General features: G+C 64.9%; 24 protein-coding genes. 12 read left to right on the forward strand and 12 right to left on the reverse strand.

The annotated features are described in order from the left end of the window. Nucleotides 1-194 precede the first annotated feature (194 nt). Entirely contained in the window at nucleotides 195-1,403 is a 1,209-nt protein-coding gene (locus tag B3098_RS27180; protein WP_286900291.1) for an ABC transporter substrate-binding protein, read from the forward strand. A gap of 67 nt (nucleotides 1,404-1,470) precedes the next feature. Continuing rightward, entirely contained in the window at nucleotides 1,471-2,532 is a 1,062-nt protein-coding gene (locus B3098_RS27185; protein WP_286900292.1) for an alcohol dehydrogenase, read from the forward strand. An 86-nt stretch (nucleotides 2,533-2,618) separates the two neighbouring features. Here the strand turns inward: B3098_RS27185 and B3098_RS27190 are convergent, their stop codons facing one another. After that, nucleotides 2,619-3,131, reverse strand: a complete 513-nt coding sequence (locus B3098_RS27190) for an RES family NAD+ phosphorylase (protein ID WP_279973981.1) — start codon at nucleotides 3,129-3,131, stop codon at nucleotides 2,619-2,621. Then, a complete protein-coding gene (gene parS, locus B3098_RS27195) occupies nucleotides 3,128-3,598 on the reverse strand; it encodes a type II toxin-antitoxin system Xre/ParS family antitoxin (protein ID WP_191578705.1) in 471 nt (156 codons plus the stop codon). Before parS ends, B3098_RS27190 begins: the two co-directional genes overlap by 4 nt. 242 nt (nucleotides 3,599-3,840) lie before the next feature. Here parS and B3098_RS27200 point away from each other — a divergent pair, with 242 nt between their 5' ends. Continuing rightward, nucleotides 3,841-4,218 carry a DUF423 domain-containing protein gene (locus B3098_RS27200; protein ID WP_286900294.1) on the forward strand — a complete coding sequence of 126 codons (378 nt, stop codon included), beginning with the start codon at nucleotides 3,841-3,843 and terminating at the stop codon, nucleotides 4,216-4,218. 73 nt (nucleotides 4,219-4,291) lie between these two features. Continuing rightward, a complete protein-coding gene (locus B3098_RS27205) occupies nucleotides 4,292-5,200 on the forward strand; it encodes a DMT family transporter (protein ID WP_286900295.1) in 909 nt (302 codons plus the stop codon). Nucleotides 5,201-5,211: 11 nt separating this feature from the next. Here the strand turns inward: B3098_RS27205 and B3098_RS27210 are convergent, their stop codons facing one another. Both B3098_RS27210 and B3098_RS27215 read right to left on the reverse strand, forming a co-directional pair. Then, complete coding sequence (locus tag B3098_RS27210; RefSeq protein WP_286900297.1) at nucleotides 5,212-5,850, reverse strand: glutathione S-transferase family protein; 639 nt, start codon at nucleotides 5,848-5,850, stop codon at nucleotides 5,212-5,214. Between the two features lie 5 nt (nucleotides 5,851-5,855). Next, nucleotides 5,856-7,019 carry a PQQ-dependent sugar dehydrogenase gene (locus B3098_RS27215; RefSeq protein ID WP_286900299.1) on the reverse strand — a complete coding sequence of 388 codons (1,164 nt, stop codon included), beginning with the start codon at nucleotides 7,017-7,019 and terminating at the stop codon, nucleotides 5,856-5,858. A 150-nt stretch (nucleotides 7,020-7,169) separates the two neighbouring features. On the opposite strand from B3098_RS27215, the gene B3098_RS27220 reads away from it, so the two are divergent. Next, nucleotides 7,170-7,781 carry a glutathione binding-like protein gene (locus tag B3098_RS27220; protein WP_279973978.1) on the forward strand — a complete coding sequence of 204 codons (612 nt, stop codon included), beginning with the start codon at nucleotides 7,170-7,172 and terminating at the stop codon, nucleotides 7,779-7,781. Nucleotides 7,782-7,814: 33 nt separating this feature from the next. On the opposite strand, the gene B3098_RS27225 is transcribed toward B3098_RS27220, so the two are convergent. Then, nucleotides 7,815-8,771, reverse strand: a complete 957-nt coding sequence (locus B3098_RS27225; RefSeq protein WP_279973977.1) for a LysR family transcriptional regulator — start codon at nucleotides 8,769-8,771, stop codon at nucleotides 7,815-7,817. Nucleotides 8,772-8,889: 118 nt separating this feature from the next. Here B3098_RS27225 and B3098_RS27230 point away from each other — a divergent pair, with 118 nt between their 5' ends. Genes B3098_RS27230 through B3098_RS27240 form a run of 3 tightly spaced genes read left to right on the forward strand, consistent with a single transcriptional unit; the run spans nucleotide 8,890 to nucleotide 12,088 of the window. Next, entirely contained in the window at nucleotides 8,890-9,867 is a 978-nt protein-coding gene (locus tag B3098_RS27230; RefSeq protein ID WP_279973976.1) for a Bug family tripartite tricarboxylate transporter substrate binding protein, read from the forward strand. 9 nt (nucleotides 9,868-9,876) lie between these two features. Then, nucleotides 9,877-11,328, forward strand: coding sequence for an N-acyl-D-amino-acid deacylase family protein (locus B3098_RS27235; protein ID WP_286900303.1), 1,452 nt, complete (start codon nucleotides 9,877-9,879; stop codon nucleotides 11,326-11,328). 16 nt (nucleotides 11,329-11,344) lie between these two features. Continuing rightward, nucleotides 11,345-12,088 carry an aspartate/glutamate racemase family protein gene (locus B3098_RS27240; protein WP_175121624.1) on the forward strand — a complete coding sequence of 248 codons (744 nt, stop codon included), beginning with the start codon at nucleotides 11,345-11,347 and terminating at the stop codon, nucleotides 12,086-12,088. Between the two features lie 49 nt (nucleotides 12,089-12,137). On the opposite strand, the gene B3098_RS27245 is transcribed toward B3098_RS27240, so the two are convergent. From B3098_RS27245 to B3098_RS27270, 6 genes are all read right to left on the reverse strand, one after another. Beyond that, on the reverse strand, nucleotides 12,138-12,839 hold the full coding sequence (locus B3098_RS27245) for an ABC transporter ATP-binding protein (RefSeq protein ID WP_175122001.1): 702 nt from the start codon (nucleotides 12,837-12,839) through the stop codon (nucleotides 12,138-12,140). Continuing rightward, a complete protein-coding gene (livG, locus tag B3098_RS27250; protein ID WP_175121625.1) occupies nucleotides 12,839-13,606 on the reverse strand; it encodes a high-affinity branched-chain amino acid ABC transporter ATP-binding protein LivG in 768 nt (255 codons plus the stop codon). Before livG ends, B3098_RS27245 begins: the two co-directional genes overlap by 1 nt. After that, the gene (locus B3098_RS27255) at nucleotides 13,603-14,838 is read right to left on the reverse strand and encodes a high-affinity branched-chain amino acid ABC transporter permease LivM (RefSeq protein WP_175121626.1); all 1,236 of its coding nucleotides are present in this window, start codon (nucleotides 14,836-14,838) and stop codon (nucleotides 13,603-13,605) included. The genes livG and B3098_RS27255 overlap by 4 nt, the downstream gene beginning before the upstream one ends. After that, nucleotides 14,838-15,764 (reverse strand): high-affinity branched-chain amino acid ABC transporter permease LivH, encoded by a 927-nt coding sequence (gene livH / locus B3098_RS27260; RefSeq protein WP_056561063.1) that lies wholly within the window; start codon nucleotides 15,762-15,764, stop codon nucleotides 14,838-14,840. Before livH ends, B3098_RS27255 begins: the two co-directional genes overlap by 1 nt. 191 nt (nucleotides 15,765-15,955) lie before the next feature. Further along, on the reverse strand, nucleotides 15,956-17,071 hold the full coding sequence (locus tag B3098_RS27265) for a high-affinity branched-chain amino acid ABC transporter substrate-binding protein (protein WP_105238831.1): 1,116 nt from the start codon (nucleotides 17,069-17,071) through the stop codon (nucleotides 15,956-15,958). A 470-nt stretch (nucleotides 17,072-17,541) separates the two neighbouring features. Further along, nucleotides 17,542-18,096: a queuosine precursor transporter gene (locus B3098_RS27270; protein ID WP_286900308.1), complete on the reverse strand. Its 555-nt coding sequence runs from the start codon at nucleotides 18,094-18,096 to the stop codon at nucleotides 17,542-17,544. 520 nt (nucleotides 18,097-18,616) lie between these two features. Between B3098_RS27270 and ugpB the strand changes: the two genes are divergently transcribed. The 4 genes from ugpB to B3098_RS27290 all read left to right on the forward strand — a co-directional run bounded on the left by ugpB (nucleotide 18,617) and on the right by B3098_RS27290 (nucleotide 23,048). Then, nucleotides 18,617-19,930, forward strand: a complete 1,314-nt coding sequence (gene ugpB / locus B3098_RS27275; RefSeq protein WP_175121629.1) for a sn-glycerol-3-phosphate ABC transporter substrate-binding protein UgpB — start codon at nucleotides 18,617-18,619, stop codon at nucleotides 19,928-19,930. A gap of 225 nt (nucleotides 19,931-20,155) precedes the next feature. Continuing rightward, nucleotides 20,156-21,037 carry a sn-glycerol-3-phosphate ABC transporter permease UgpA gene (gene ugpA / locus B3098_RS27280; RefSeq protein WP_175121630.1) on the forward strand — a complete coding sequence of 294 codons (882 nt, stop codon included), beginning with the start codon at nucleotides 20,156-20,158 and terminating at the stop codon, nucleotides 21,035-21,037. A 21-nt stretch (nucleotides 21,038-21,058) separates the two neighbouring features. Beyond that, the gene (gene ugpE, locus B3098_RS27285) at nucleotides 21,059-21,910 is read left to right on the forward strand and encodes a sn-glycerol-3-phosphate ABC transporter permease UgpE (protein ID WP_175121631.1); all 852 of its coding nucleotides are present in this window, start codon (nucleotides 21,059-21,061) and stop codon (nucleotides 21,908-21,910) included. 49 nt (nucleotides 21,911-21,959) lie between these two features. After that, the gene (locus B3098_RS27290; protein ID WP_175121632.1) at nucleotides 21,960-23,048 is read left to right on the forward strand and encodes a sn-glycerol-3-phosphate import ATP-binding protein UgpC; all 1,089 of its coding nucleotides are present in this window, start codon (nucleotides 21,960-21,962) and stop codon (nucleotides 23,046-23,048) included. 181 nt (nucleotides 23,049-23,229) lie between these two features. Here the strand turns inward: B3098_RS27290 and B3098_RS27295 are convergent, their stop codons facing one another. Next, on the reverse strand, nucleotides 23,230-24,357 hold the full coding sequence (locus B3098_RS27295) for a branched-chain amino acid ABC transporter substrate-binding protein (RefSeq protein ID WP_175136576.1): 1,128 nt from the start codon (nucleotides 24,355-24,357) through the stop codon (nucleotides 23,230-23,232). Between the last annotated feature and the right edge of the window lie 236 nt (nucleotides 24,358-24,593).

A 24,593-nucleotide genomic window follows, 5' to 3' on the forward strand; every position in this document is an offset into this window, starting at 1 on the left:
ACAGCGACCATATCAGGGTGTTCCACCGTGTTGACTTTTCATGTGCAGGTACCTAAATTCTTGCACAGGAATTTCCATTCACCAATGTGAAATACATTTCAGCCGGCTGGAGCACCGGCACCCGCCTTCCCGAGTTGCCGCGTCATCCATAACGTTCAATAAAACGGTCCGCTTCAGGCCTGGGAGACAGAAAAATGCGTATCAAACCCGTGTTGGCGGCGCTTGCCGCCGCCCTGGCCGCCTGCGCGGCCCAAGCCCAGTCCGACGTCGTGCGGTTGGGCGTGTCCAACGACCGTTCCGGCATTTATTCCGACCTGGGCGGCCTCGGGTCCGAGACCGCCGTGCGCATGGCCGTGGAGGATTTCGGCGGCAAGGTGACCGGCAAGACCGTTGAGGTGGTCGGCGCGGACAACCAGAACAAGGCCGACGTGGCATCCGCGCTGGTGCGCCGCTGGTTCGACACGCAGAATCTGGTCGCGGTGGTGGACGGCGGCGCCAGTTCGGCCGGGCTGGCCGCCCAGGGCGTGGCGCGAGAAAAAGGCGGCACCGCGCTGATCAGCGGCGGTTTTGCCGGGGACTTCAGCGGCAAACAATGCAGCAACCTCAGCACGCAATGGGCGCCGGATACCTATGCGCTGGCCAACGCCGTGGTCAAGAGCGTCGTCGAGAGCGGCGGCAAGAGCTGGTACTTCATCACCACCGATTACGTCTTCGGCAAATCGCTGGAAAGCAACGCGTCACGCTTCGTCGAGGCCGCGGGCGGCAAGGTCGTGGGCAGCACGCGCCATCCGCTGGGCGCGATGGACTTTGCGTCGTTCCTCATCCAGGCGCAGTCATCCAAGTCCGACGTCGTGGGCCTGGCCAGCGCCGGCGGCGATCTGGTCAACCTCATCAAGCAGGCGCAGGAGTTCGGCCTGGCGGGCGGCAAGCAGCGGATGCTGACGTTCCTGACCTTCATCAACGACGTCCATGCAATGGGGCTGCCCGTTGCGCAGGGGCTGACCTTCCCCACCGGCTTCTATTGGGATGCCGACGAGGATACCCGCGCCTGGACCCAGCGCTGGCAAAAGAAGATGGGCGTCACGCGCGCCCCCTCCATCGTCCAGGCCCTGAGCTACGTGGCCACCACACATTATCTGCAGGCCGCGCAGGCCGCCGGCACCTTTGATGCCGCGGTGGTCAACCAGAAGATGCGCGAATTGCCCATCACCACCAAACTGATCAAGAATGCCCGGGTGCGCCCCGAAGATGGCCGCGTCATCATGGACCTGTACCTGGTCGAGGTGAAAAAGCCCGCCGAGTCCAAGCATCCGAACGATTACTACCGCATCCTGTCCACGGTGCCCGGCGAAAAGGTCTTCGTGTCGCTCGCCGACAGCGAATGCCCGCTGGTCAAGAAATAGGTCACGCCCGGCGCGCCGGATTCCGGTCCGGCCGCAGGGTGCAGGCAATTACATAAAGGAGACAACCATGAAGTGCTATTGCGTCGTCAATTTCCGCGAACCGCTGCAGGAAATGGACCAGCCCACCCCCACGCCGCAAGGGACGCAGGTGCTGCTCAAGGTCCGCGCGGCCGGCGTGTGCCACAGCGATATTCACTTGTGGGAAGGCGGCTACGACCTGGGCCAGGGCCGGACCCTGTCGCTCAAGGACCGGGGCGTGTCGCTGCCGCTGACCATGGGCCATGAAACGGTGGGCGCCGTCGTGGCGGCCGGCCCCGACGCGCAGGGCCTGGCCACCGACCGCAATTACCTCGTCTATCCGTGGATCGGCTGCGGCAAGTGCCCGTCGTGCATGGCCGGCATGGAAAACCACTGCACCGCGCCGGCCTGCCTGGGCGTCCACCGCGCTGGCGGCTACGCGGACCACATCGTCGTGCCGCATCCGCGCTACCTCATCGACATCGGCGACCTGGACCCCGCGCAGATCGCGCCTTACGCGTGCTCAGGGCTCACCACGTACTCCGCCTTGCAGAAGATCGGCGCAGACATCTACCGCGAGCATCCCGTCGTGATCTTCGGCGCGGGAGGCCTGGGCCTGATGAGTCTGACGCTGATCAAGGCGCTGGGTGGCGCGGGCGCCATCGTGGTGGACATCGACCCCGCCAAGCGCAAGGCGGCGCTGGATGCGGGCGCGCTGGCGGCCATCGACGGCGCTGCCCCCGACGCCGCGCAGCAGATCATGCAGGCGGCGGGTGGCAAGCCGGTGCGGGCCGCGATCGATCTGGTCGGCGCACCGGCCACCACCTCGCTGGCGTTCGACTTCCTGACCAAGGGCGGCAAGCTCATCATCGTTGGCCTGTTCGGCGGCGGCTCCACCTGGCCCATCGCCTTGATTCCGATGAAGGCCCTGTCCATCATCGGCAGCTACGTGGGCAACCTGGCCGAACTGAAGGAACTGATGGAACTGGTGCGGGCGGGCAAGGTGCCGCCGATGCCCGTCCACCGCCACGCATTGGCCGAGGCGGACAGCGTGCTGGCCTCGCTGCGCGAAGGCAAGGTCGTGGGCCGGGCGGTGTTGACGGTTGATTGAGGCTTTTGCGGCGAATGCGACTGAACGCGCCCGGCAGCGGGCGCGTTTTTTTTGACGCTTGAATTTGGACGCTTGAATTTGGACGCCTACGCCGGCCGCAACCGCGGATCGTAGATGAAGCGTTCGCGCCGCACCACCACGATATCCTCGGCCTCCGGATGCGCCGGATTGATCAGGAAATTGCAGTCCGGCACGCCGCGATACGGCACGATCGCGCTGGGCAGTTCCAGCAGCGCCGACACCCCCGACGCCACCCAGTTGTCGCCCACGGCCTGCGACGCTTCGGCAAAGGGCACCGCGTCCCAGAACGGATAATCGTCCTGCAGTTGCGCCAGCGACAGCGACTGGCGCGCTTCGAAGATGCTAGTGGGCACGGCCAGTTCAATCAGGTAGCGGTTGGCGTGCTCGGACGCGCGCGCCGCAAAATGCACCACCGTTTCCAGCACGGCGAGCGCCACGCTGGCCGAGGCATACACCACCGGCGTACCCGGGCTGTTGTAGCGTCCGCCCACCGCGGCCGCCCCGGCGCCGGAAAGGTCGTCCGCCCGGTACTTACCCGCCGTGGTGCCAATGCGCCAGAGCGAAACGTAATCGGTCATGCGTAGACGCCCGCGGCGGCGCGGGCCAGCGTGTCTTCGACGATGCGGCTGCTGGCGTCCGACGTCAGCAGCGACAGCGGCTTGACGTTGCCCAGCGCCGGCACGGGCGTGTTCAGCCACAGCACCGCTTCTTCGTCGCTGCCCAGCACCTGACGGGCGACACGCACCACGCGAGCGACGCGGGCAAGCCGGTCGGATTCACCCAGCGGCAGCGCCTGGCCTTCGCGCGTCCAACGCGACAGCGACGCCGCCTTGACCTCGGTGATCGCCATGATTTCCGACTTGGGCACCTGCAGGTAATCGGCGGCATCGTCGACCATCTGCGCGGGCAGTCCGCGGTGCACATCCCGGGCAATGTCAGTCAGCGGACTGTCGATCAGGCCGCGAAAAAGCTGCCTGGGGCGCGGCGGGCGCTTGGTGGAGGCGCCGCGCTTGGCGGGCGATTTGTCAGTCAGCGCGATGGTCATGATCTGCTCCGGGCGCCGCGTGGACGAAGCGAAAGCCGGAGAAACCGGCCAGACTTGCTCAGCGGCTGAATTACCAAATTGAATTTATAATATCCCATTTGGAAATCGGCTTGCAAGACGGCGGATGCCGAGCCGGCCGCGGGCCGCGCTTTGCCCTCGTCCGCGGCCCCGTCATGCACCATATTTGGGCCTATCATAGGCGGCGGCAAATTCGCCCCTCGCATTTCTCTCAAGGACACGCAATGACGGACCGGCAGCTCACCATACTCGCGGCGATCAACCTCATGGTGGCGGTGGGCGCCGGGGCATTCGGCGCGCATGGCCTCAAGCGCATCCTGACGCCAGAACTGCTGGCCGTCTGGCAGACGGGCGTCATGTACCACCTGGTCCACGCCCTGGGCATCTTCATCATCGCGTTGCTGGGCGTCCGCTTCGGGTCGCCGCTGCTGTCGGCCGCTGGCGTTGTCATGTTCGTCGGCATCGTGCTGTTTTCGGGCAGCCTGTACCTGCTGACGCTGACCGGCACCCGTTGGCTCGGCGCGGTGACGCCGTTTGGCGGAACGGCCTTCCTGGCCGCCTGGGCGATGGTCGCCATTGCCGCCTACCGCGCGCAGAGCTGAAAGCCCTTCCCGATCTTCACCTATCCGTTCTTCACCCTCCGGCGGCAGGAACCGCCGCCCTTGCAGGTTTCAGATGTCCCCAAGCACCGCATTACCCGCCGTCCGTGAACATTCCGCCGCCGCAGGCATCGCCTGCGTGGCGGGCGGCATCTTCTTTCTGACGCTCAGCGACGCCAATGCCAAATGGTTGGGCGCCAGCTACAACCCGCTGCAGATCCTCTTTCTGCGCGCGCTGATCGCGCTGCCCTTCGTGACCGCGCTGGCCTTGTGGCTGGGCGGACGCCGCGTGTTGCGCACGACGCATCCCGGCCTGCACCTGACGCGCGGCGCCATCAACGTGGTCTCGGCCTGTTGCTTCTATCTGGGATTGCAGGCGCTGCCGCTGGCCGAGGCCACCGCCATCGCGTTCGCCGCGCCGCTGTTCGTCACGGCGCTGTCGGTGCTGATCCTGAAGGAACGCGTGGACGGCAAGCGCTGGCTGGCGGTGCTGGCGGGCTTTGCCGGCGTGCTGATCGTGGTTCGCCCTGGCACGCAGGCCTTCCAGGCCGCCACCCTGCTGCCGCTGACCACCGCCCTGCTCTACGCGGTCATGATGATCACCGCGCGCGGCATCAACCGCGCAGAAGGCATGCTGACCACCACTTTCTACATCGTGTTGGGACAACTGGTGTGCAGCGCGATCGGATTACCGTGGGTGTGGCGCGCGCCGGCCATGGAGGACCTGCCCTATTTTGGCGGCGTGGCGCTGTTCAGCACGTTGGGCCTGGCGCTCATCACGCAGGGATTCCGCATCGGACCCGCGTCTGTCGTGGCGCCTTTCGACTACACGGGTCTGGTCTGGGCCACGATCCTGGGATGGATCTTCTGGCGCGAGGCGCCCGACGCGTATGCGTACCTGGGCGCCGTTTTCATTGCCGGCAGCGGCGTGTACATCGCCGTGCGCGAAGCGCGCGGCAAATCGCGCCGGCGTGCCAACACCTGAAGCTGCCCGCGTTATTCGGTGGGCGGCGGAAAGTGCCGCCGCAACACCCGGGCCACGTTCGGTTCCAATGCTGCTTCGCGGGCGACCGCGGTCAATGCCGGACACATCGCGCTGAACCACGACGGGCCGGGACGCCAATGCGTCATGACCGTCACATACAGGTCCAGCGCTGAAAAACGCCGCCCCAGCATGTGCGGCGCGCCGGCCTGGCGTTCCAGCTCCTGCCACAGCTCGGCGCGGCGCGTGTGGACCCGTTCGCGCAGCAGGTCCACCGCATCGCCCGGCGTCGTCCACTGCGCGGGATCGTCGCCGTACGTGAACGTCGGGTAGACCGCCGCCACGACCCGCACCAGCAGGTTCAGAAAGCGCGCCCGTTCCGGTTTGTCCGGCGCGGGGGCAAGACCGGCCTGCGGCGCCAGGTCGTTCAGATGCAGGATCATCGCCGCGCTCTCGGTCATGACCTCGCCGTCGGGCAGGATCAGCGTGGGCACCTGCCCCAGCGGATTCAGATGCAGCAGCCGCTCCCGCTCGGGACCGGGCTTCAGGTACGGCACGTCCGTCAGGACGTGCGGCACATTGGCCAGCACCAGCGCCATCTCGACGATGGCGGAGCCGCACCCCGCGGACCCGATGAGCTCATAGGTCTTCATGACGGTCACCCTCCTGTTTCGGCCGGCGCCACCCGCAGCAGTTCGCCCGGTGAAGCGTCCGTCAGCACATACACATAACCGTCCGGCCCCTGCCGCACGTCGCGGATCCGGCGCTTGCGGTCGACCAGCAGCCTTTCCTTCTCAACCACGTTTTTGCCGTCGACGGTCAGGCGGATCAGGTTCTGGTTACCCAGCGCGCCGATGAAGAGGGAATTGCGCCAGGCCGGAAAGCGGTCGGCGTCATAGAACGCCATGCCGCTGATGGCGGGCGATTTCGGCCACCAGTAGACCGGCGGCTCCATGCCCGGCAGCGTCTCGCCCTTGGCTTCCGGAATCTTCAGACCCGAATAGTTGATGCCGTAGGTCGCCAGCGGCCAGCCATAGTTCTTGCCCGGCTGCACCACGTTGATCTCGTCGCCGCCGCGCGGCCCGTGTTCGTTTTCCCAGAGCTCGCCGGTCCAGGGATTGAGCGCCATGCCTTGCGGATTGCGATGGCCGTACGACCAGATCTCGGGCCGGGCGCCCTGCTTGCCCACGAAGGGGTTGTCGTCAGGCAGCGCGCCGTCGGCCTTGAGCCGCACGACCTTGCCCTGCAGCTTGTCCAGGTCCTGCGCGGTTGGCCGCTGGTTGTTCTCGCCCAGCGCAATGTAGAGGTAACCCTTGCCGTCAAACACCAGGCGCGAGCCGAAATGCAGCCCGGACGACAGCTTGGGTTCCTGGCGGAAGATGACCTTGAAATCTTCAAGTCCGCTGGCATCGTCGGCCAGCCGGCCGCGTCCGACGGCCGTGCCGCTCTTGTCCCCGTCCGACTCCGCATACGACAGATACACGTAGCGGTCGGTCGCAAAGTTTGGCGACAGCGCCACGTCCAGCAGACCGCCCTGGCCGCGCGCGGCCACCTTGGGCACGCCGGTCAGCGGCTTGGACAACCCGCCGGGCGTACGCAACAGCCGCAGATTCCCGGGACGCTCGGTGATCAGGATGCCGCCGTCCGGCAGGAACGCCATGGACCAGGGATGATCCAGGCCGCCGACAACCGGCATCACGCGCGCAGGCGCCGAGGGCGGTTCCTGCGAGGTTTGCGCGATGGCGGGCGCAGCGGCGCAGGCCAGGGTCAAGGACAAGAGAAAGGGGATCGCGCGCGTGCTCGCGGCGGTGCGTGACTGCATGGACATCTCCGGCGGCGACAGATTGAAAAGCGGGCGCGGAAGGCATGACAGAGAGACGCGGGACCACTCGCGAATGGCATACCCGGTTGGCGTACCATAGCGCCCACGGACGGGAGCTCTCCCGTTCTTCCTTCCAGGAGTCTCCGACAGATGAAACTGTACTACATGCCCGGCGCGTGCTCGCTCGCTTCCCATATCGTGCTCGAATGGATCGGCAAGCCGTATGAAACGCACAAGCTCAGCCGCGAGGCGCTCAAGGAGCCCGAGTTTCTGCGGATCAATCCGATGGGCGCCGTGCCGGCGCTGACCGATGGCGACTGGACCCTGACGCAGAACGTATCCATTCTGGAGTATCTGGCCGAACAGGCGCCCGAAAGCACGCTGCTGGGCGACGGCTCCGCACGTTCGCGCGCCGAAGTGCGCCGCTGGGTCGGCTTCATCAATTCCGACGTCCACAAGACGTTCTCGCTGCTGTTCGGCGCGCAGCGTTATTTGAAGGACGAAGGCGCGCAGAAGGAACTGGCCTCATCGGCCTCGGCGCTGCTGACCAAGCTGTTCGCGCAACTGGACACGCAACTGGCCGGCAAGCAGTACCTGGCGGGCGCCGCGCCTTCGGTTGCCGATGCCTACCTGTACGTCGTGCTGCGCTGGGCGCACGCCAAGGAAGTGGACCTGACCGGCCTTTCCAACCTGTCCGCGTTCTTCGAGCGCATGCAGGCCAACGCCGGCGTCAAGGCCGCGCTGCAGGCCGAAGGACTGTAAGGGTCTGCGCTGCCCCGCTGACGCCCGGGCGTCCTATTCCGGCGTCACCCCGGGCAGCGCCTCACTCTCAAGGATCCTCTTGACGGCGGCCAGAAAGCGCCGCGCCAGCAGGGGTGGCGCACTCAGGTTGGAATGCGTCGCCCAGATCTCAACGCTGGCCTCGGGCGTAATCGGACGCAGCACCATGTGCGCGGCCTGGTCCGGCGTGACGCACCAGGCATCCACCAGCGCCGGGCCCAAGCCCTGCTGCACGAAGGAACAGGCGGTCACGGGCGAATGCACCTCGATCGCCGCCGCGCAGTGCGGGCCTTCACCGAAGAACGGCTGCAGCGCGCGTCCCAACGGCGTATCGCGGGGATAGCCGATCCACGCCGCCGACGAAAAGTCCTCCGGCCGCACCGCGTCGTGGCTGGCAAGCGGATGCCCGGGCGGCAGCACGCACACCACCGGCACCCGCGCCAGCCGGACCGACGTCAGGTTCGGATGATCCGGCGGCTGCATGGAAATGCCGATGTCCGCCTGTCCCGACAGAAAGTACGCCGCCAGTTCGTCGAACGTCACGCTGCGGTAGTCGACGCGCGCGCCCGCATTGCGACCGCGAAACCGCTCCAGCGCCATGGGGATCAGCCGCTGACCGAAACTGGCGCTTGCCACGATCTTCAGCATGCCCGCGCCGGACTGCCCCAGGCTGGCGGCCAGGTCGTTCACGCGCTGGATGCCGCCGTACACCTGCTCGACCTCGGCATACAGACGCCGCGCCTCCGCCGTGGGGGACAGCCGGCTCTTGACGCGCTCGAACAGCCGATAGCCCAGACGGCTTTCCGTCAGGGCAAGCACCCGGCTTACAGCCGGCTGCGACACGTGCAGCATGCGCCCCGCCCCGCTGATCGAGCCGGCCATCATGATGGCGCGAAAGACCTCGATCTGGCGCAGGTTCAGCGGCCGCCCGGCGCTCGGCCCGGCCTCGTCGGCATACGCATCGGCTTCCATTTCTTCCCCTTTTCCAATAACGAGGGATTATAGGTTTGAGACATTTTTCGATGACGCAGTGCCGCATGGCCGGGTGTAATCTGCCCGCTCCACAAAACAAAACCAGGGGAAATCCAACATGCGCAGCACGCTCCTTCGCAGTCTTTCCATGGCGGCGCTCAGCGTCGTCTTCGCCGGCGCCGCCTCGGCCGCCGGCTATCCCGACAAGCCCATCACTTTCGTGGTCCCGTCTGCCGCCGGCGGCTCGCCTGACGTGCTGTCGCGCCTGATCACCACGCAGATTGCCCGCGACACCGGCGCCACGATGGTCGTCGAAAACCGCCCGGGCGCCGCCGGCAACATCGGCATCGCGCTCATCAAGCGCGCAGCGCCGGATGGCTACACGGTCGGCTACGGCAACATCAACACGCTGGCGGTGAACCGCTCGCTGTTCAAGCGCCTGCCGTACGACGTGGACAAGGACCTGACGCCCGTCGCGCACATGTTCGACCTGTACAACGCCCTGATCGTCCCGGCCGACTCGCCCGTCACCAGCGTGCAGGACCTGATCGACCGAGCCCGCAAGGAGCCGGGCCGCTTGTCGTATGGCGCGTCGGGCGTGGGCACCACCGGCCACATGGGCGGCGAACTCTTCAAGAGCATGGCCAAGCTCGACGTGATGTTCATCCCTTACAACGGCGGCCCCGCCGCCATCCAGGATCTGCTGGGCGGCCGCCTGGACTACCTGTTCGTCAATACCTCCGAGGCCGCGCCGCTGGTCAAGAGCGGCAAGGTCCGCGCCATCGGCGTCAGCAGCCTGAAGCGCCTGGCGCTGATGCCCGACGTGCCCACGCTGGACGAGTCCGGCCTGAAGGGTTACGAGACAGTCGCCTGGGGCGGCGTGGTGGCGCCCAAGGGCACGCCCGACGACGTGGTGGCCACGCTGAACGCCGCCATCCAGAAGGCGCTGCAAGCGCCGGAAGTGCGCCAGGGCCTGGCAACGCTGGGCGCCGAACCGGCCACCGGCTCTCCCGCCGACTTCAAGCAGCTGATCGATCGCGAAACCGCCAAGTGGCAGCAGATCATCGACAACGCCGGCATCGAAAAACTCGACTGAGCACGCTTCATGACGGCAGACACCTTGCAGGCTGACTTCATCGTCGCGGGCGCCTCGCTCATCGACGGCTCGGGCGGGCCCGCCACCCAGGGCGACCTGGCCGTGCGCGGCGGACGCATCGCGGCGGTGGGCAGCTTTGCCCATCCCGCCGGCGTGCCGGTCATCGACGGCCGGGGCCAGGTCCTGGCGCCGGGCTTCATCGACTCGCACACCCACGACGACGGCTACCTCCTGGCGCATCCCGACATGCTGCCCAAGGTGTCGCAAGGCATCACCACGGTCGTCACCGGCAACTGCGGGATCAGCCTGGCGCCGCTGGCGCACACGCAGATCCCGCAGCCGCTCGACCTGCTGGGTCCGCCGGCGCTGTTCCGCTTTGGCACCTTCCGCGCCTGGATGGACGCTCTGCGCGACGCGCCGGCCGCGGTCAACGTGATTCCGTTGGTGGGCCACACCACCTTGCGCGTCGCCGTCATGGACGACACCTCGCGCGCGGCCAACGACGCGGAACGGGCCGCCATGCGCGACCTGATGCAGGAAGCGCTGGATGCCGGCGCGTTCGGCGTGTCGACCGGCACCTTCTATCCGCCGGCCAGCGCCGCCCCCACGGACGAGATCATCGACGTGTGCCAACCGCTGCGCGGCCGCGCCGGCATTTATGCCACGCACCTGCGCGACGAGGCCGACCACATCGTGCCCGCCATGGAAGAGGCCCTGCTCATCGGACGCGAAACCGACTCCCGCGTGGTGTTCTCGCATCACAAGCTGGCGGGCGAACGCAATCACGGCCGCACCCGCGAAACGCTGGACCTCATCAGTCGCGCCGCGGCGGCGCAGCCGGTCTGCCTGGACTGCCATCCCTATCCGGCCACCTCGACCATGCTGCGGCTGGACCGCGCGCGGCTGGCCAGCCGCACGATGATCACGTGGTCCACGGGCTACCCCGAGGCCACGGGCCGTGACTTCAGTGACGTCATGGCCGAACTGGGCCTGGACGACGAAGCCGCGGTCGCCCGGCTGGCCCCGGCCGGCGCCATCTATTTCCTGATGGACCCGGCGGACGTCAAACGCATCTTCGCCCACCCGCTGACCATGGTCGGCTCGGACGGCCTGCCCTTCGACCCGCATCCGCACCCCCGCCAATGGGGCACGTTCACCAACGTGTTGCGCACCATGGTGCGCGAGCAGAACCTGCTGACGCTCGAAGCCGCCATCCACAAAATGACCGGGTTGGCCGCCGCCCAGTACGGCGTCGCCCGGCGCGGCCTGCTCCGGGAGGGGTATCATGCTGACCTGGTGCTGTTCGATCCCGCCACCGTCACCGACGTGGCCACTTTTTCAGCGCCCATTCAGGCAAGCCGGGGCATCCACGCCGTGTGGGTCAACGGCAGGCAGGTCTGGGACGGGGAACGGACGGGCACCGAACGCCCGGGCCAGGTCCTGACGCCCGGTGATGCATGAGCACGGAGTACATAAAGTGAAGACGTTTTCCCAGGGCTGCTACCTGGGTGTATTGGGCGGAATGGGCCCCATGGCCGGCGCGGCCTTTGCCCTCCGCCTGGCGGCGCTGACGCCCGCCACGGTTGACCAGCAACACATCCCCACCCTGCTGCGCAACGATCCCCGTATTCCCGACCGCTCCAGCGCCTACATGGCCGGCGGCGAGAATCCCCTGCCCCACATGGTCGATGGCGTGCGCTTCCTGGAACAGGCCGGCGCCCAGCTCATCGCCATCCCGTGCAACACCGCCCACCTGTGGTTCGACGACATCGCCGCGTCCACGCGTCTGCCGGTGCTGCACATCATCGAAGCGGTCATCGAAGACCTGCGCCGCCTTGGCCTGCCCAGCGGCCGCATCGGCCTGATGGGCACCGCCGCCACGCTCAAGCTCGGCCTCTACCAGCGTCACCTCGAAGCCCAGGGCTACGAGTGCATCGTGCCTGACGACGACGAAGTCGAACGCTTCTGCATGGGCTCGATCCGCGCGGTCAAGGGCAACCAGCTCGAAGACGCCTTTGCGCCCGCCGCCGAATGCATCGCCCGCCTGAAGGCCCGCGGCGCCGACGCCGTGGTGCTGGGCTGCACGGAACTGCCCCTGGCCGTGCCGCACGCCCTGCGCCCCAGCCTCGGCGTGACCCTCACCGACTCCATCGACGCCCTCGCCCGCGCCGCCATCGCGCACTACCAAGCCGACCAGCCGGCCGAACGCATCGCCGCGTAAAAAAAAGGGCGCATCTTTCGATGCGCCCACTTCCTTCGCGGGGAAGAGGTCAACCGCCCAGGTACGCCTTGCGGACCTTGTCGTTGACCAGCAGGTTGGCGCCGGTGTCCTGCAGGACCACGCGGCCGTTTTCCAGCACGTAACCGCGGTCCGCCACGCCCAGCGCCTTGTTGGCATTCTGCTCGACCAGGAACACGGTCACGCCCTGCTCCCGGATCTCGCGGATGATGTCGAAGATCTGGGCGATCACCAGCGGGGCCAGGCCCAGCGTCGGTTCGTCCAGCAGCAAGAGGCGCGGCCGGGTCATCAGCGCGCGGCCGATGGCCAGCATCTGCTGTTCGCCGCCCGACATCAGGCCGGCGCGCTGGCTGGCGCGTTCCTTCAAGCGCGGGAACAGCCCGTAGACGTGGTCGATGCCGGCCTCGATCTCGTCGCGCTTCGAAAAGAAGCCGCCCATCATCAGGTTCTCGGCAACCGTCAGGTCCTTGAACACGCGACGCCCTTCAGGCGAAATGGCGATGCCACTGCGCATGATGTGGTGCGTGTCCTTGTTCGTGATGTCCTCGCCTTCGAACGTGATCTTGCCTTCGCGCGCCCGGGGATTGCCGCAAACGGTCATCAGCAGCGTCGTCTTGCCCGCGCCGTTGGCGCCGATCAGCGTGACGATCTCGCCCTGGTTGACGTCCACCGACACGCCGTTCAACGCCTGGATGGCGCCATAGTACGTGTGTATGTTTTCCAGCTTCAGCATCATTCCTCCCCCAGGTACGCCTTGATGACGCGCTCGTCGTTGCGCACCTGCTCGGGGGTGCCGGTCGTGATGGGCTTGCCGTGTTCCATGACAAGAATGCGGTCCGAAATGCCCATGATCAGGCTCATGTCGTGCTCGATCAGCAGCACGGCCACGCCGAATTCGCGGCGAAGCTGGTCGATGAGCGATTGCAGATCGCGCTTTTCCTGAGGATTCAGGCCGGCCGCCGGCTCGTCCAGCATCAGCAGACGCGGCTTGGTGATCATGCAGCGCGCGATCTCCAGGCGCCGCTGGTGGCCGTAAGCCAGATTGCCGGCTTCACGGTTGGCGAACTCGCGCAGGCCCATGAAATCCAGCCACTGCGCCGCGCGCGACAGCGCCTCGGATTCAGATTGGCGGTAGCCGCGGGTCTTGAGCAGGCCGGGCAGCAGGCGCGATTCCACCTGCGTATGCTGCGCGACCAGCAGGTTTTCCAGCACCGTCAGTTGCTTGAACAGGCGCACGTTCTGGAACGTGCGCACCAGCCCATGGCGCGCCACCTTGTGGCTGGCAAGACCCGTGATGGGCTTGCCGTCCATGATGATTTCACCGGCGGTCGGCGCATAGAAGCCGCCCACGCAGTTGAACACGGTGGTCTTGCCCGCCCCGTTCGGGCCGATGATGGCAAAGACCTCGTCGGACATGACCTCGAAACCCACGCTGTCGACGGCCAGGAGGCCGCCGAACCGCATGGTCAGGCCGGAAACTTTCAGCAATGCCTCGCTCATTTAGCCAGCTCCACGTGGGGACGCTTCATGGGCAACAACCCCTGCGGACGCCACATCATCATCAATACCATCACCAGACCGAACATCAGCATCCGGTACTCGGCGAATTCGCGCGCCAGTTCGGGCAGCACGGTCAGCAGGATGGCAGCGAGGATCACACCGACTTGCGAACCCATGCCGCCCAGCACCACGATGGCCAGGATCAGCGCGGACTCGATGAACGTGAAGGACTCCGGATTCACCATGCCCTGGCGCGCCGCGAAGAACGCGCCGCCAAAGCCGGCGAACATGGCGCCCAGCGTGAACGCGGACAGCTTGATGCGGGTGGGATTCAGGCCCAGCGAACGGCAGGCGATCTCGTCCTCGCGCAGCGCCTCCCAGGCGCGGCCGACCGGCATGCGAATCAGGCGCGTGGACACGAACAGCGTCACCAGCGCAAGCAGCAGCGCCATCATGTACAGGTAGATCACCATGTCCTGGTTCTGGAACGTCAGCCCGAAGAACTCATGGAACGTGGTGCCGCCCTCGGTGCTGGGGCGGCGCGTCATTTCCAGGCCGAAGAACGTAGGCTTCGGAATTCCGGAAATGCCGTCCGGACCGCCAGTGACCTGGTTCAGGTTGATCAGCAGCAGGCGGATGATTTCACCGAAGCCCAGCGTCACGATGGCCAGGTAGTCGCCGCGCAGCCGCAGCACCGGAAAGCCCAGCACGAAGCCGAATAGCGCCGACATCGCACCGGCAAACGGCAGCGCTTCCCAGAAGCTCCAGCCGCCCCAGTGATAGAGCAACGCGTAGGTATAGGCGCCGACGGCGTAAAAGCCCACGAAGCCCAGATCCAGCAGCCCGGCAAAGCCCACCACGATGTTCAGGCCCAGGCCCAGCATCACGTAGATCAGCACCAGCGTGGCGATGTCCACCGAACTGCGGCCCGCGAAGAACGGCCAGATCACCGCAATGGCAAGCAGCAGCACCATCAGCGGCTTGTGGTTGCGGGCAGGCGCCGACGACAGCGTGGGCAGGCCGGTCTTGAGCTTCTTGAACGGAATGGCCAGCCACGGACGCAGCAGCTGGAACACGAACACCACCGCCGCGGCCAGCGCCACCAGCGACCAGTTCGACTCCATCGACGTGCGCGCACCCTGGCGGATGAGCTGCAGACCGAAGACCGGGGTGACGATGACCGCCGTCAGCACGGCCGCCATCGTGGCGTTTTTGAGATTGTTGGTCGACATCAGACTTTTTCCACCTCAGGTTTGCCCAGCAGCCCGGTGGGACGGAACAGCAGAATCAGGACCAGCAGCGAGAACGCCACGATGTCCTTGTACTGCGACGATATGTAGGCCGCCGCAAAGGTTTCCGCCAGGCCCAGCAGCACGCCGCCCAGCATGGCGCCGGGGATGCTGCCGATGCCGCCGAGCACCGCCGCCGTGAAGGCCTTGATGCCGGCCAGGAAGCCGATGAAGGGATTGAGTTTGCCGATAGTGATGGCGATCAGCACACCGCCGACCGCCGCCAGGATCGCACCCATCACGAACGTGAACGAGATCACGCGGTTGGTGTCGATGCCCAGCAGGTTGGCCATGTGCATGTCCTGCGAGCAGGCGCGCGATGCGCGGCCCATGCGGGAATACTTGATGAACAGCGTCAGCGCGATCATCAGCACCACCGTCACGACGATGATCATGAGGCGCGAGTACGGCACCGTCACATCGAAGTCCGAACCCATGTGGAACTGCACGGCGCCGGACACCAGCGAGGGCACGGCCATGTCGCGCGCGCCCTGGCCGAGGGCCACCCAGTTCTGCAGGAAGATCGACATCCCGATGGCGGAGATCAGCGCCACCAGGCGGGGGCTGCCGCGCACCGGCCGGTACGCCACGCGTTCGACCGAAAAGCCGTAGATGCCGGTAACCGTAATGGCCACGAGCAGCATGGCCGCGATGATGAAGGGGGTCGGCAATCCGCTGTTGGTGCCGATCGCCGTCAAGGTGACCAGGCCCACATAGGCGCCGATCATATAGATTTCGCCGTGGGCGAAATTGATCATACCGATGATGCCGTAGACCATTGTGTAGCCAATGGCAATCAACGCATAGATCGCTCCCAGGGACAATCCGTTGAAGAATTGCTGGGTAAGTTGGGGTATGAGGTCGGACATGATTCCATTGCTCCAAATAGTTCCGGCTCCGGTAGTGAGACCCGGAGCCGGAAACCTGGGCGTATTTTATAAGGGCCTGCCGGCGCCGCCTTGCCGGCCGCACAGCGCTTTTGGCGCATCGCTACGCGGATTACGGCAAGACGGAGACAGCAGGCCCTACACGCCGGCAACACGCCGGCGGGATCGCGAGTTTACAGCTGGGTCTTCTTTCCGTCCTTGTCCCACTTATAGACGGCGAACTCAAAGTCCTTCAGATCGCCCTTGGCATCGTATTCGACCTTGCCGATGCCCGTATTGAACGTGGTCTTGTGCATGTAGTCGGCAACCTTGGCCGGATCTTCGCCGACAGCGTTGATGCTGTCCGCCAGGATCTGGACCGCGGCGTAGGCCGGCATCTGGAAGGCGCCGTCCGGATCGCGCTTGGCGTCCTTGAAGGCCTTGACGATGCTTTCGTTGCCCGGCAGCTTGGTGAAGTCGGCCGGCAGCGTGACCAGCAGACCGTCGATGGCCGGACCGGCGATGGCCACCAGATCCTGGTTGGCCGTGCCTTCCGGACCCATGAACTGAACCTTCAGGCCCTGTTCACGCGCCTGGCGCAGCAGCAGGCCCAGCTCGGGGTGGTAGCCGCCGAAGTAGACCAGGTCCACGCCCGAGGACTTCAGCTTGGTGATGATGGCCGAGTAGTCGCTGTCGCCGACGTTGATGCCTTCAAACAGCGCGACGTTGACCTTTTCCTTGGCCAGCGCGTCCTTGACCTGCGTGGCCACGCCCGAGCCGTAGGTCTGCTTGTCGTGCAGCACGGCAACCTTCTGCGGCTTCAAGGTCTTGGCGATGTAGCCGGCGGCGTACGGACCCTGCTGGTCGTCGCGGCCGATCGTGCGGAAGAAGAAGTGCGGCTTGATCGTGTCGGTGACCAGCGGCGACGTGGCGCCCGGGGTGATGCCGACGATGCCCTCTTCCTCGTAGACCTTCACGGCGGCGACCGTGACGCCCGAGCACGCATGGGCCACGGCGAACTTGGCGCCGGAGTTGACCACGCGGTTGGCGGCGGGCACGGCCTGCTTGGGTTCGCAGCCGTCGTCGATCAGGATCGGCTCGAGCTTCTTGCCCTTGACGCCGCCCTTGGCGTTGATGGTCTCGATGGCGGTCAGCGCGCCGGCCTGGATCTGGTCGCCGTATTGGGTGTTGGGACCGGTCATGGGCTGGGGAATGCCGATCTTGATCGTGTCGGCGGCGTGCGCGGCGCCAGCCAAGGCAAGTGCCCCAAGCGCCATGGCTACCGGGGTAAGGCGATTCAGAAACTTCATGCGGAGTTCTCCAGCGAGGTTTTGAGCGGCTCTGTCCAACACGGTTTATCGGGAGAGTACCCCTACGTCCGCATTGCCCGTCGCCGGCTTCTTGGGCAAAAACACGGTGTGGGCGGTATTCTGAAAGCAAGCCGTCATACTGTCACTGCGTGTAATCCCCAATATTTCACGCGGGGCTTTTATTCGTGACGGATAGGCCGCGTAGTGCCGTGAATTCGTTGGAGAAATCGCAATTCCGGCTACGTTGTCTGCTGGCGCTTTTCCGGGATTTATGGTTGGGCGATTAATACCGAGTGGATTAATACGGTGTTTAAACTCGCATTTAAATACAGTGCTTACGCGGGACTTACTACATGCCGCGGAAAGGCCTCAGAAATAATGTCCGGCGCATTAATGAAAAACGCGCGCCCTGCTGAGATCAGCATCGGACGCGCGCATTCATTACGCCGCGAAGGCGGGTTCAAGTTCGGCTAGGCGTTTGCAGGCTTTGCCAGATTCCACATCAGCGCACGGAACGGCGCCAGCATGCTGATATTGACGACCAGCTTGATCGCCAGATCGCCCACCATCCATGTGACCCACGGCGCCCCGGTGGCGGCGAATGCCACGCTGAAGAACACCGCCGTATCCAATATGGCGCCCAGCACGCCCGACGCCAGCGGCGCGCGCCACCAGCGCTGGTCGCGCAGGCGATCGAACACCTGGATGTCGACGAGCTGCGCACATATATAAGCCAGCCCCGACGCCAACGCGATTCGCGGCGACGCCACCCAGACCGACACCGCCAGTGCGGCGGCAAAGCCAAACCACACCACGCGCCGGGCGGCGGCCGGGCCGAATCGCCGATTGAGAACATCGGTGACCAGGAAAGCCACCGGATACGACAGCCCGCCCCATGTCAGCCAGTCATTGAGCGGCACCTGAACCAGGATATTGGAACCCACCACGACGGCCAGCATGCACAGCACCGAAATGCCGAACTGCAGGCGCGTCATGGCGGGAAAGCGCACGGCGGACGGTTTCATTTGCGACCCGCCTCGGCCGCGCCGCGCGCCCGTCCGGCGCTCGCCATGCGCGTCATCGGCCCGTCAATGCGCGACGAATGACGTCTCCAAGCCGCAACACCTTGCATGTTCCGTGTCGCGCCGGCGAACAGCCCGCCAGCATACGCGCGCGGGGCGCCACAAACCCGCACACCGGCCGTGTCACGGCCCTGCCCGGCACCGCGCGCTTGCTCGTTTATGTCAATGACATGAACGCCCCGCACGGCGCATACTTTGGCAGCCGCGCGCGAGGCCGTCGCAGGCGGCCGTCTGCCCGCGCCGGTGAACGCAATCGAAAGTTCGTTTTCCATAGGCGGCGATTGTAAACGGTCGGCTCCCTGCGGATAGCGCGGCGAAATGTTCGTTCGCGCCTGAAACGCGCAATTTGACAGGCGCAGGGAGTGATGTGAAAGTCACGGTTTTGTCACAAACAATTCATAAGGTGTCGTGTTTCATGCGGTCGGACAACCCGTTCGCAACACGCCCAACTGGAGAACCCTTTATGCGATCCCATCGTATTGCACTGACCTTTGCCGCCATCATGACGGCTTTCGCCGGCGCTTCCGCGCAAGCAGCCACCGAGATCCAGTTCTGGCATTCGATGGAAGGCGCCCTGGGCGACCGCGTCAACGGCCTGGTCGAGGAATTCAACAAGCAGAACCCCGACTACCAGGTCAAGGCCATCTACAAGGGCAACTACGGTGAATCCATGAACGCCGGCATCGCCGCGTTCCGCGCCGGCAACGCGCCGGACATCCTGCAGGTCTTCGAAGTCGGCACCGCCACCATGATGTACGCCAAGGGCGCCATCAAGCCGGTGCAACAGATGTCCGAAGAAGCCGGCAACCCGATCGATCCCAAGGAATTCATCGGCGCCGTGGCCGGCTACTACTCGTCGGCCGACGGCAAGCTGGTGTCGATGCCGTTCAACAGCTCGACCGTCGTCTTCTACTACAACAAGGACGCCTTCAAGAAGGCTGGCCTGGACGCCGACAATCCCCCCAAGACCTGGGAAGAACTGGCCGCCGCCGGCCAGAAGCTGAAGGCCGCTGGCCAGGAATGCGGCTACACCACGTCGTGGCCGTCGTGGACCCAGCTCGAGACCTTCTCGGCTTGGCACAACGTGCCGTACGCCACCAAGGACAACGGTTTCGGCGGCCTGGATGCGCGCATCGCCATCAACACCCCGCTGCACGTGCGTCACCTGGAAAACCTGGCCAAGCTCGGCAAGGAAGGCATCTTCATGTACGGCGGCCGCGGCGACGAGCCGAATTCGCTGTTCATCAGCGGCAAGTGCGCCATGATCACCGGTTCGTCCGGCCTGCGCGCCAACATCGCCAAGAACGCCAAGTTCGAATTCGGCACCTCGACGCTGCCCTACTACGCCGACGTGCAAGGCGCGCCGCAGAACACCATCATCGGCGGCGCCTCGCTGTGGGTCTTTGCCAACAAGAAGCCCGAAACCTACAAGGGCGTGACTGCGTTCTTCAAGTTCCTGGCCAGCCCCGAAATCGCCGCCCGCTGGCACCAGCAGACCGGCTACGTGCCCGTCACCAAGGCCGCCTACGAGCTGACCAAGAAGGAAGGCTTCTACGACAAGAACCCGGGCACCGAAGTTGGCGTCAAGCAATTGAACGTCGAAACCACCGCCCAATCGCGCGGCCTGCGTCTTGGCTTCCTGCCCCAGATCCGCGAAATCGAGGATGCTGAAATCGAACGCATCGTCTCGGGCAAGGTTGCTCCCAAGGACGGCGCCGAGAACATCGTCAAGCGCGGCAACGAGCTGCTGGAAAAGTTCGAGAAGAGTGTAAAGTAACGCCCTTTCGCGCGACTTGACCGCCGCCTTGTCAATCAGCATTTTCCATGTTGCGACAAGGACATACGAGGCTTAAAGCCCTGGTTTTTCAGGGGCTTTAAGCCTATCGTGCTTTTTATGAGTGCCGGTGCTTTCGGGCTCCGGGCGCCACGCGCGACATGCGCGCTGGCGGTTTCAGGCGGCGGTTATTTCAACCGCCGCTTTTCTGTACCTTGGGTTCCCCCTATGGAAAAACGCGTTGTATTCGGGCACAAGACCTTGCCCTATCTGCTGCTCCTGCCGCAGCTGATCATTACCGTGGTGTTCTTCTTCCTGCCCGCCGGACAAGCCATGTGGCAGTCCATGCGCCTTGAAGATCCCTTCGGTCTGTCCTCGCAGTTCGTCGGCCTGGACAACTTCATGGAACTGTTCTCCCAACAGAGCTACCTGGATTCCTTCCGCGTCACCGCCGTGTTTTCGGTGCTGGTGGCCGGTGTTGGCCTTGGCGTGTCGCTGGTGCTGGCCGTGATGGCCGACCGCGTGATCCGCGGCGCCGGGCTCTACAAGACCCTGCTCATCTGGCCGTATGCCGTGGCGCCCGCCGTCGTCGGCGTGCTGTGGCTGTTCCTGTTCTCGCCGTCGGTCGGCATCCTGGCCGTTGCCTTGCGCAAGTCGGGCGTGGACTGGAATCCCCGCCTGGACGGCAATCAGGCGATGACCCTGGTGATCATCGCGGCCGTCTGGAAGCAGGTGTCGTACAACTTCCTGTTCTTCCTGGCCGGCCTGCAATCGATCCCGCGCTCGCTCATCGAAGCCGCCGCGATCGACGGCGCCAGCCCCGCGCGCCGCTTCTGGACCATCGTCTTCCCGCTGCTGTCGCCCACCACGTTCTTCCTGCTGGTGGTCAACATCATCTACGCCTTCTTTGACACGTTTGCCGTGATCGACACGACGACGCAAGGCGGCCCGGGCACGGCGACCTCGATCCTGGTCTACAAGGTGTACAGCGACGGCTTCCGCGGCCTGGACCTCGGTTCGTCCGCCGCCCAGTCCGTCGTCCTGATGTTCATTGTGGTTGCCTTGACGGTCGTACAGTTCCGGTACGTCGACCGCAAAGTGCAGTATTGATTTTGTCCGAGGCTGATAACAATGGTTGAACGCCGTCCCTGGCTGGATATTCTGGCCCACGTCATTCTGCTTTGCGGCGTGGCGATGGTGGCATTTCCGCTCTACGTCACTTTCGTCGCGTCCACCCAGACCGCGCAGGAAGTTGCTCAGGCGCCGATGTCCCTGATTCCCGGTCCGCATTTCGTGGACAACTACATGCAGGCGCTTTTTGGCGGTTCGTCAGGCGGTTCGTCGGGCGCGCCCGTCGGCCGCATGATGTACGTGAGCCTGATCATGGCGCTGGCGATCTCGATCGGCAAGATCGCGATCTCGCTGCTGTCGGCTTTTGCGGTCGTGTACTTCCGCTTTCCGGGCCGCATGTTCTTTTTCTGGATGATCTTCGTCACGCTCATGCTGCCGGTCGAAGTCCGCATCGCGCCCACCTACAAGGTCGTGGCCGATCTGGGCCTGCTCAACAGCTATGCGGGCCTGACCCTGCCGCTGATCGCGTCCGCCACGGCCACGTTCCTGTTCCGCCAGTTCTTCCTGACGGTGCCGGACGAGCTGATCGAGGCTGCGCGTATCGACGGCGCCGGTCCCGTGCGCTTCTTCTTTGACGTGCTGCTGCCCTTGTCCAAGACCAGCATCGCCGCGCTGTTCGTGATTCAGTTCATCTACGGCTGGAACCAATATCTGTGGCCCCTGCTGGTCACCACGCAGGAAGACATGTACCCCGTCGTCATCGGCATCAAGCGGATGATCAGCGGCGGCGACAGCGTGACCGAATGGAACATCACCATGGCCACCGCCATGCTCGCGATGATCCCGCCGGCGCTGGTCGTCATCCTGATGCAGAAATGGTTCGTCAAGGGTCTGGTCGACACTGAGAAGTGATCGCGCCCATCCCTCGCCTACCGAAAACGACTTCGAACACGAATATCTCATGGCTACTCTCAGCTTCCGCAACGTCAAGAAAACCTATGCCGGCAACGTGCCGGTCATCCATGGCATCGACATGGACGTCAAGGACGGTGAATTCATCGTCATCGTCGGCCCGTCGGGCTGCGGCAAATCCACGCTGATGCGCATGGTCGCCGGCCTGGAAACTGTGACCAGCGGCGACATCGTCATTGACGACAAGGTCGTCAACAACCTGGAACCCGCCGAGCGCGACATCGCCATGGTGTTCCAGAACTACGCGCTCTACCCGCACATGACCGTGTTCGAGAACATGGCCTATGGCTTGAAGATCCGCAAATTCTCCAAGGACGAGATCAAGAAGCGCGTCGACATCGCCGCGCAGATCCTGGAACTGGGTCACCTGCTGGACCGCCGTCCGCGCGCGCTTTCGGGCGGCCAGCGCCAGCGCGTCGCGATGGGCCGCGCCATCGTGCGTGAACCAAAGGTGTTCCTGTTCGACGAGCCGCTGTCCAACCTGGACGCCAAGCTGCGCGTGGCGATGCGTCTGGAAATCATGAAGCTGCATCGCCGCCTGGGCACGACCAGCCTGTACGTGACGCACGATCAGGTCGAGGCCATGACGCTGGCGCACCGCATGATCGTCATGTATCAGGGCGTTCCCGAGCAGATCGGCACCCCGATGGAAGTGTTTGAAAAGCCCGCCTCGACATTCGTCGCCGGCTTCATCGGCTCGCCCCCGATGAACCTGATGGAAGTCCAGGTCGCTGGCGACGGCACGGTGCAGACCGCCGACGGCAACCAGCTCGAGATCTCGCCGCTGCAGGTTCCCTCGCAGGTCCGCGGCCGCAAGATCATCATGGGCATGCGCCCCGAGCACATGCTGCTGAACACCCAGGGCATTCCCGCCGAAGTCGAAATGGTCGAGACGTTGGGTTCCGAGCAACTCGTGCACGCCCGCTGCGGCAAGAGCACGCTGGTCGTGCGCTGCACGACGCGCCAGCTTTCCGAGTCGTCCGCCAAGGTCGGCATGCAGGTCAACGTGGGCCCGGACGGCCGCCATCCCCTGCACTGGTTCGAGGCCGACACCGGCCGCCGCGTCCAGGGCCTGTAAGTCGGCGGGGCGTCAGCCCCCTGCCCCGCGCCCCGCAAAAACAAACTGGGCCGCAAGCTGATCGCTTGCGGCCCGGTTCTCTTTTGCAGCGCCTGATGCGTGTGGCCGGATGCGCTACATCCGACACGCGCCGCCGTTCGTTCGCGTGAAGCGGGCCTGGAACGGCCCGCCGCGCAGTGATTTACTTGTAGACGGTCTTGGAGCCGTCCTTGTGCCAGGTGAACACGTCGAACTGGAAGTTCGTCAGGTCGCCCTGCTTGTTCCACGACACCTTGCCGATCGGCGTGTCGAAGGAATTGGCGTGCAGGTACTTGGCCACCTTGGTGGGATCGTCCGAGCCCGCGCCCTTGATGCCGTCCGCGATGACTTGCGTGGCCGCGTAGGCGGTCATCTGGAACGCGCCGCTGGGATTGCGCTTCTTGGCTTCGAACGCCTTGACGATGTCGGCGTTGGCGGCGTTCTGCGTGAAGTCGGCCGGCAGCGTCAGCAGCATGCCTTCGACGGCGTCGCCCGCGATGGCGTTGATGTCCGGGTTGCCCGTGCCTTCCGGACCCATCCACTTGGCCTTCACGCCCTGTTCGGCCGCCTGGCGCAGCAGCAGGCCCATTTCGGGGTGGTAGCCGCCGTAGTAGACGAAGTCCACGCCCTGGCTCTTGAGCTTGGTGATGACCGCCGAGTAGTCGCTGTCACCCGCGTTGATGCCTTCGAACACGGCGACGGCCACGCCGCCCTTTTCCAGGTCGTTCTTGACCGCGGTGGCGATGCCCTGGCCGTACGACTGCTTGTCGTGCAGCACGGCAACCTTCTTGGGCTTGATCTTGTCGAGGATGAACTTGGCGGCGGCGGGACCTTGCTGGTCGTCACGGCCAATGGTGCGGAAGATGAACTCGTAGTTCTTGCCGTCGGTCAGTGCCGGCGACGTGGCCGACGGGGTGACCATGACCACGCCTTCGTTGTTGTAGATGTCGGCGGCGGCGATGGTGGCGCCCGAGCACACGTGGCCCACGACGAAACCGATCTTGCTGTTCACGACGCGGTTGGCGGCGTTGGGACCCTGCTTGGGTTCGCAGCCGTCGTCGATGACCACGGTTTCCAGCTTCTTGCCATTGATGCCGCCGGCGGCGTTGATGCGCTCGACCGCGGTATCGACCCCTTCACGGACCATATCGCCATACTGCGTGACCGCGCCGGTGGTGGGGCCGACGACGCCGATCTTGATGGTCTGCGCGTGCGCGGCCGCGCCAAACGTCAAACCAGCGGCGACGCCCAGCGCTGCGATGACCGGGGTCAGACGGAAAACTGGCTTCATGAGTGGACTCCTCGAATGACTTTTAATCGTTGATCCATCAACGGGCTGACGGCCGGAAACGTAGATGTCATGCCCGTTGGCGGTGCATTTGCCCGGCAAGCATACACTGAAATTTCGCGGCTTTTGGGCCGGTTGGCGCAGGGTTTTCCGGGGTTTTTTTATTGCACCGCGGCATGATTCGCACCGCCGGCCTTATTCCGAACGCCGTATATGCAAAAGACCATTAATTCGTTTGA

This window comes from Achromobacter sp. UBA2119, assembly GCF_002331005.1.
Classification (GTDB): domain Bacteria; phylum Pseudomonadota; class Gammaproteobacteria; order Burkholderiales; family Burkholderiaceae_B; genus Achromobacter; species Achromobacter animicus.

Bases quoted from the DNA above. Each gene is read 5' to 3' on its own strand.
- B3098_RS27235 (WP_286900303.1), top strand. From the start codon at position 9,877: ATGACGGCAGACACCTTGCAGGCTGACTTCATCGTCGCGGGCGCCTCG.
- B3098_RS27290 (WP_175121632.1), top strand. From the start codon at position 21,960: ATGGCTACTCTCAGCTTCCGCAACGTCAAGAAAACCTATGCCGGCAAC.
- B3098_RS27245 (WP_175122001.1), bottom strand. From the start codon at position 12,839: ATGCTGAAGCTGGAAAACATACACACGTACTATGGCGCCATCCAGGCG.
- B3098_RS27265 (WP_105238831.1), bottom strand. From the start codon at position 17,071: ATGAAGTTTCTGAATCGCCTTACCCCGGTAGCCATGGCGCTTGGGGCA.
- B3098_RS27270 (WP_286900308.1), bottom strand. From the start codon at position 18,096: ATGAAACCGTCCGCCGTGCGCTTTCCCGCCATGACGCGCCTGCAGTTC.
- B3098_RS27225 (WP_279973977.1), bottom strand. From the start codon at position 8,771: ATGGAAGCCGATGCGTATGCCGACGAGGCCGGGCCGAGCGCCGGGCGG.
- B3098_RS27210 (WP_286900297.1), bottom strand. From the start codon at position 5,850: ATGAAGACCTATGAGCTCATCGGGTCCGCGGGGTGCGGCTCCGCCATC.
- parS (WP_191578705.1), bottom strand. From the start codon at position 3,598: ATGACCATCGCGCTGACTGACAAATCGCCCGCCAAGCGCGGCGCCTCC.
- B3098_RS27220 (WP_279973978.1), top strand. From the start codon at position 7,170: ATGAAACTGTACTACATGCCCGGCGCGTGCTCGCTCGCTTCCCATATC.
- livH (WP_056561063.1), bottom strand. From the start codon at position 15,764: ATGTCCGACCTCATACCCCAACTTACCCAGCAATTCTTCAACGGATTG.
- B3098_RS27230 (WP_279973976.1), top strand. From the start codon at position 8,890: ATGCGCAGCACGCTCCTTCGCAGTCTTTCCATGGCGGCGCTCAGCGTC.
- ugpB (WP_175121629.1), top strand. From the start codon at position 18,617: ATGCGATCCCATCGTATTGCACTGACCTTTGCCGCCATCATGACGGCT.
- B3098_RS27215 (WP_286900299.1), bottom strand. From the start codon at position 7,019: ATGCAGTCACGCACCGCCGCGAGCACGCGCGCGATCCCCTTTCTCTTG.
- B3098_RS27180 (WP_286900291.1), top strand. From the start codon at position 195: ATGCGTATCAAACCCGTGTTGGCGGCGCTTGCCGCCGCCCTGGCCGCC.
- livG (WP_175121625.1), bottom strand. From the start codon at position 13,606: ATGAGCGAGGCATTGCTGAAAGTTTCCGGCCTGACCATGCGGTTCGGC.
- B3098_RS27255 (WP_175121626.1), bottom strand. From the start codon at position 14,838: ATGTCGACCAACAATCTCAAAAACGCCACGATGGCGGCCGTGCTGACG.
- B3098_RS27190 (WP_279973981.1), bottom strand. From the start codon at position 3,131: ATGACCGATTACGTTTCGCTCTGGCGCATTGGCACCACGGCGGGTAAG.
- B3098_RS27295 (WP_175136576.1), bottom strand. From the start codon at position 24,357: ATGAAGCCAGTTTTCCGTCTGACCCCGGTCATCGCAGCGCTGGGCGTC.
- B3098_RS27200 (WP_286900294.1), top strand. From the start codon at position 3,841: ATGACGGACCGGCAGCTCACCATACTCGCGGCGATCAACCTCATGGTG.
- B3098_RS27185 (WP_286900292.1), top strand. From the start codon at position 1,471: ATGAAGTGCTATTGCGTCGTCAATTTCCGCGAACCGCTGCAGGAAATG.
- B3098_RS27205 (WP_286900295.1), top strand. From the start codon at position 4,292: ATGTCCCCAAGCACCGCATTACCCGCCGTCCGTGAACATTCCGCCGCC.
- ugpE (WP_175121631.1), top strand. From the start codon at position 21,059: ATGGTTGAACGCCGTCCCTGGCTGGATATTCTGGCCCACGTCATTCTG.
- ugpA (WP_175121630.1), top strand. From the start codon at position 20,156: ATGGAAAAACGCGTTGTATTCGGGCACAAGACCTTGCCCTATCTGCTG.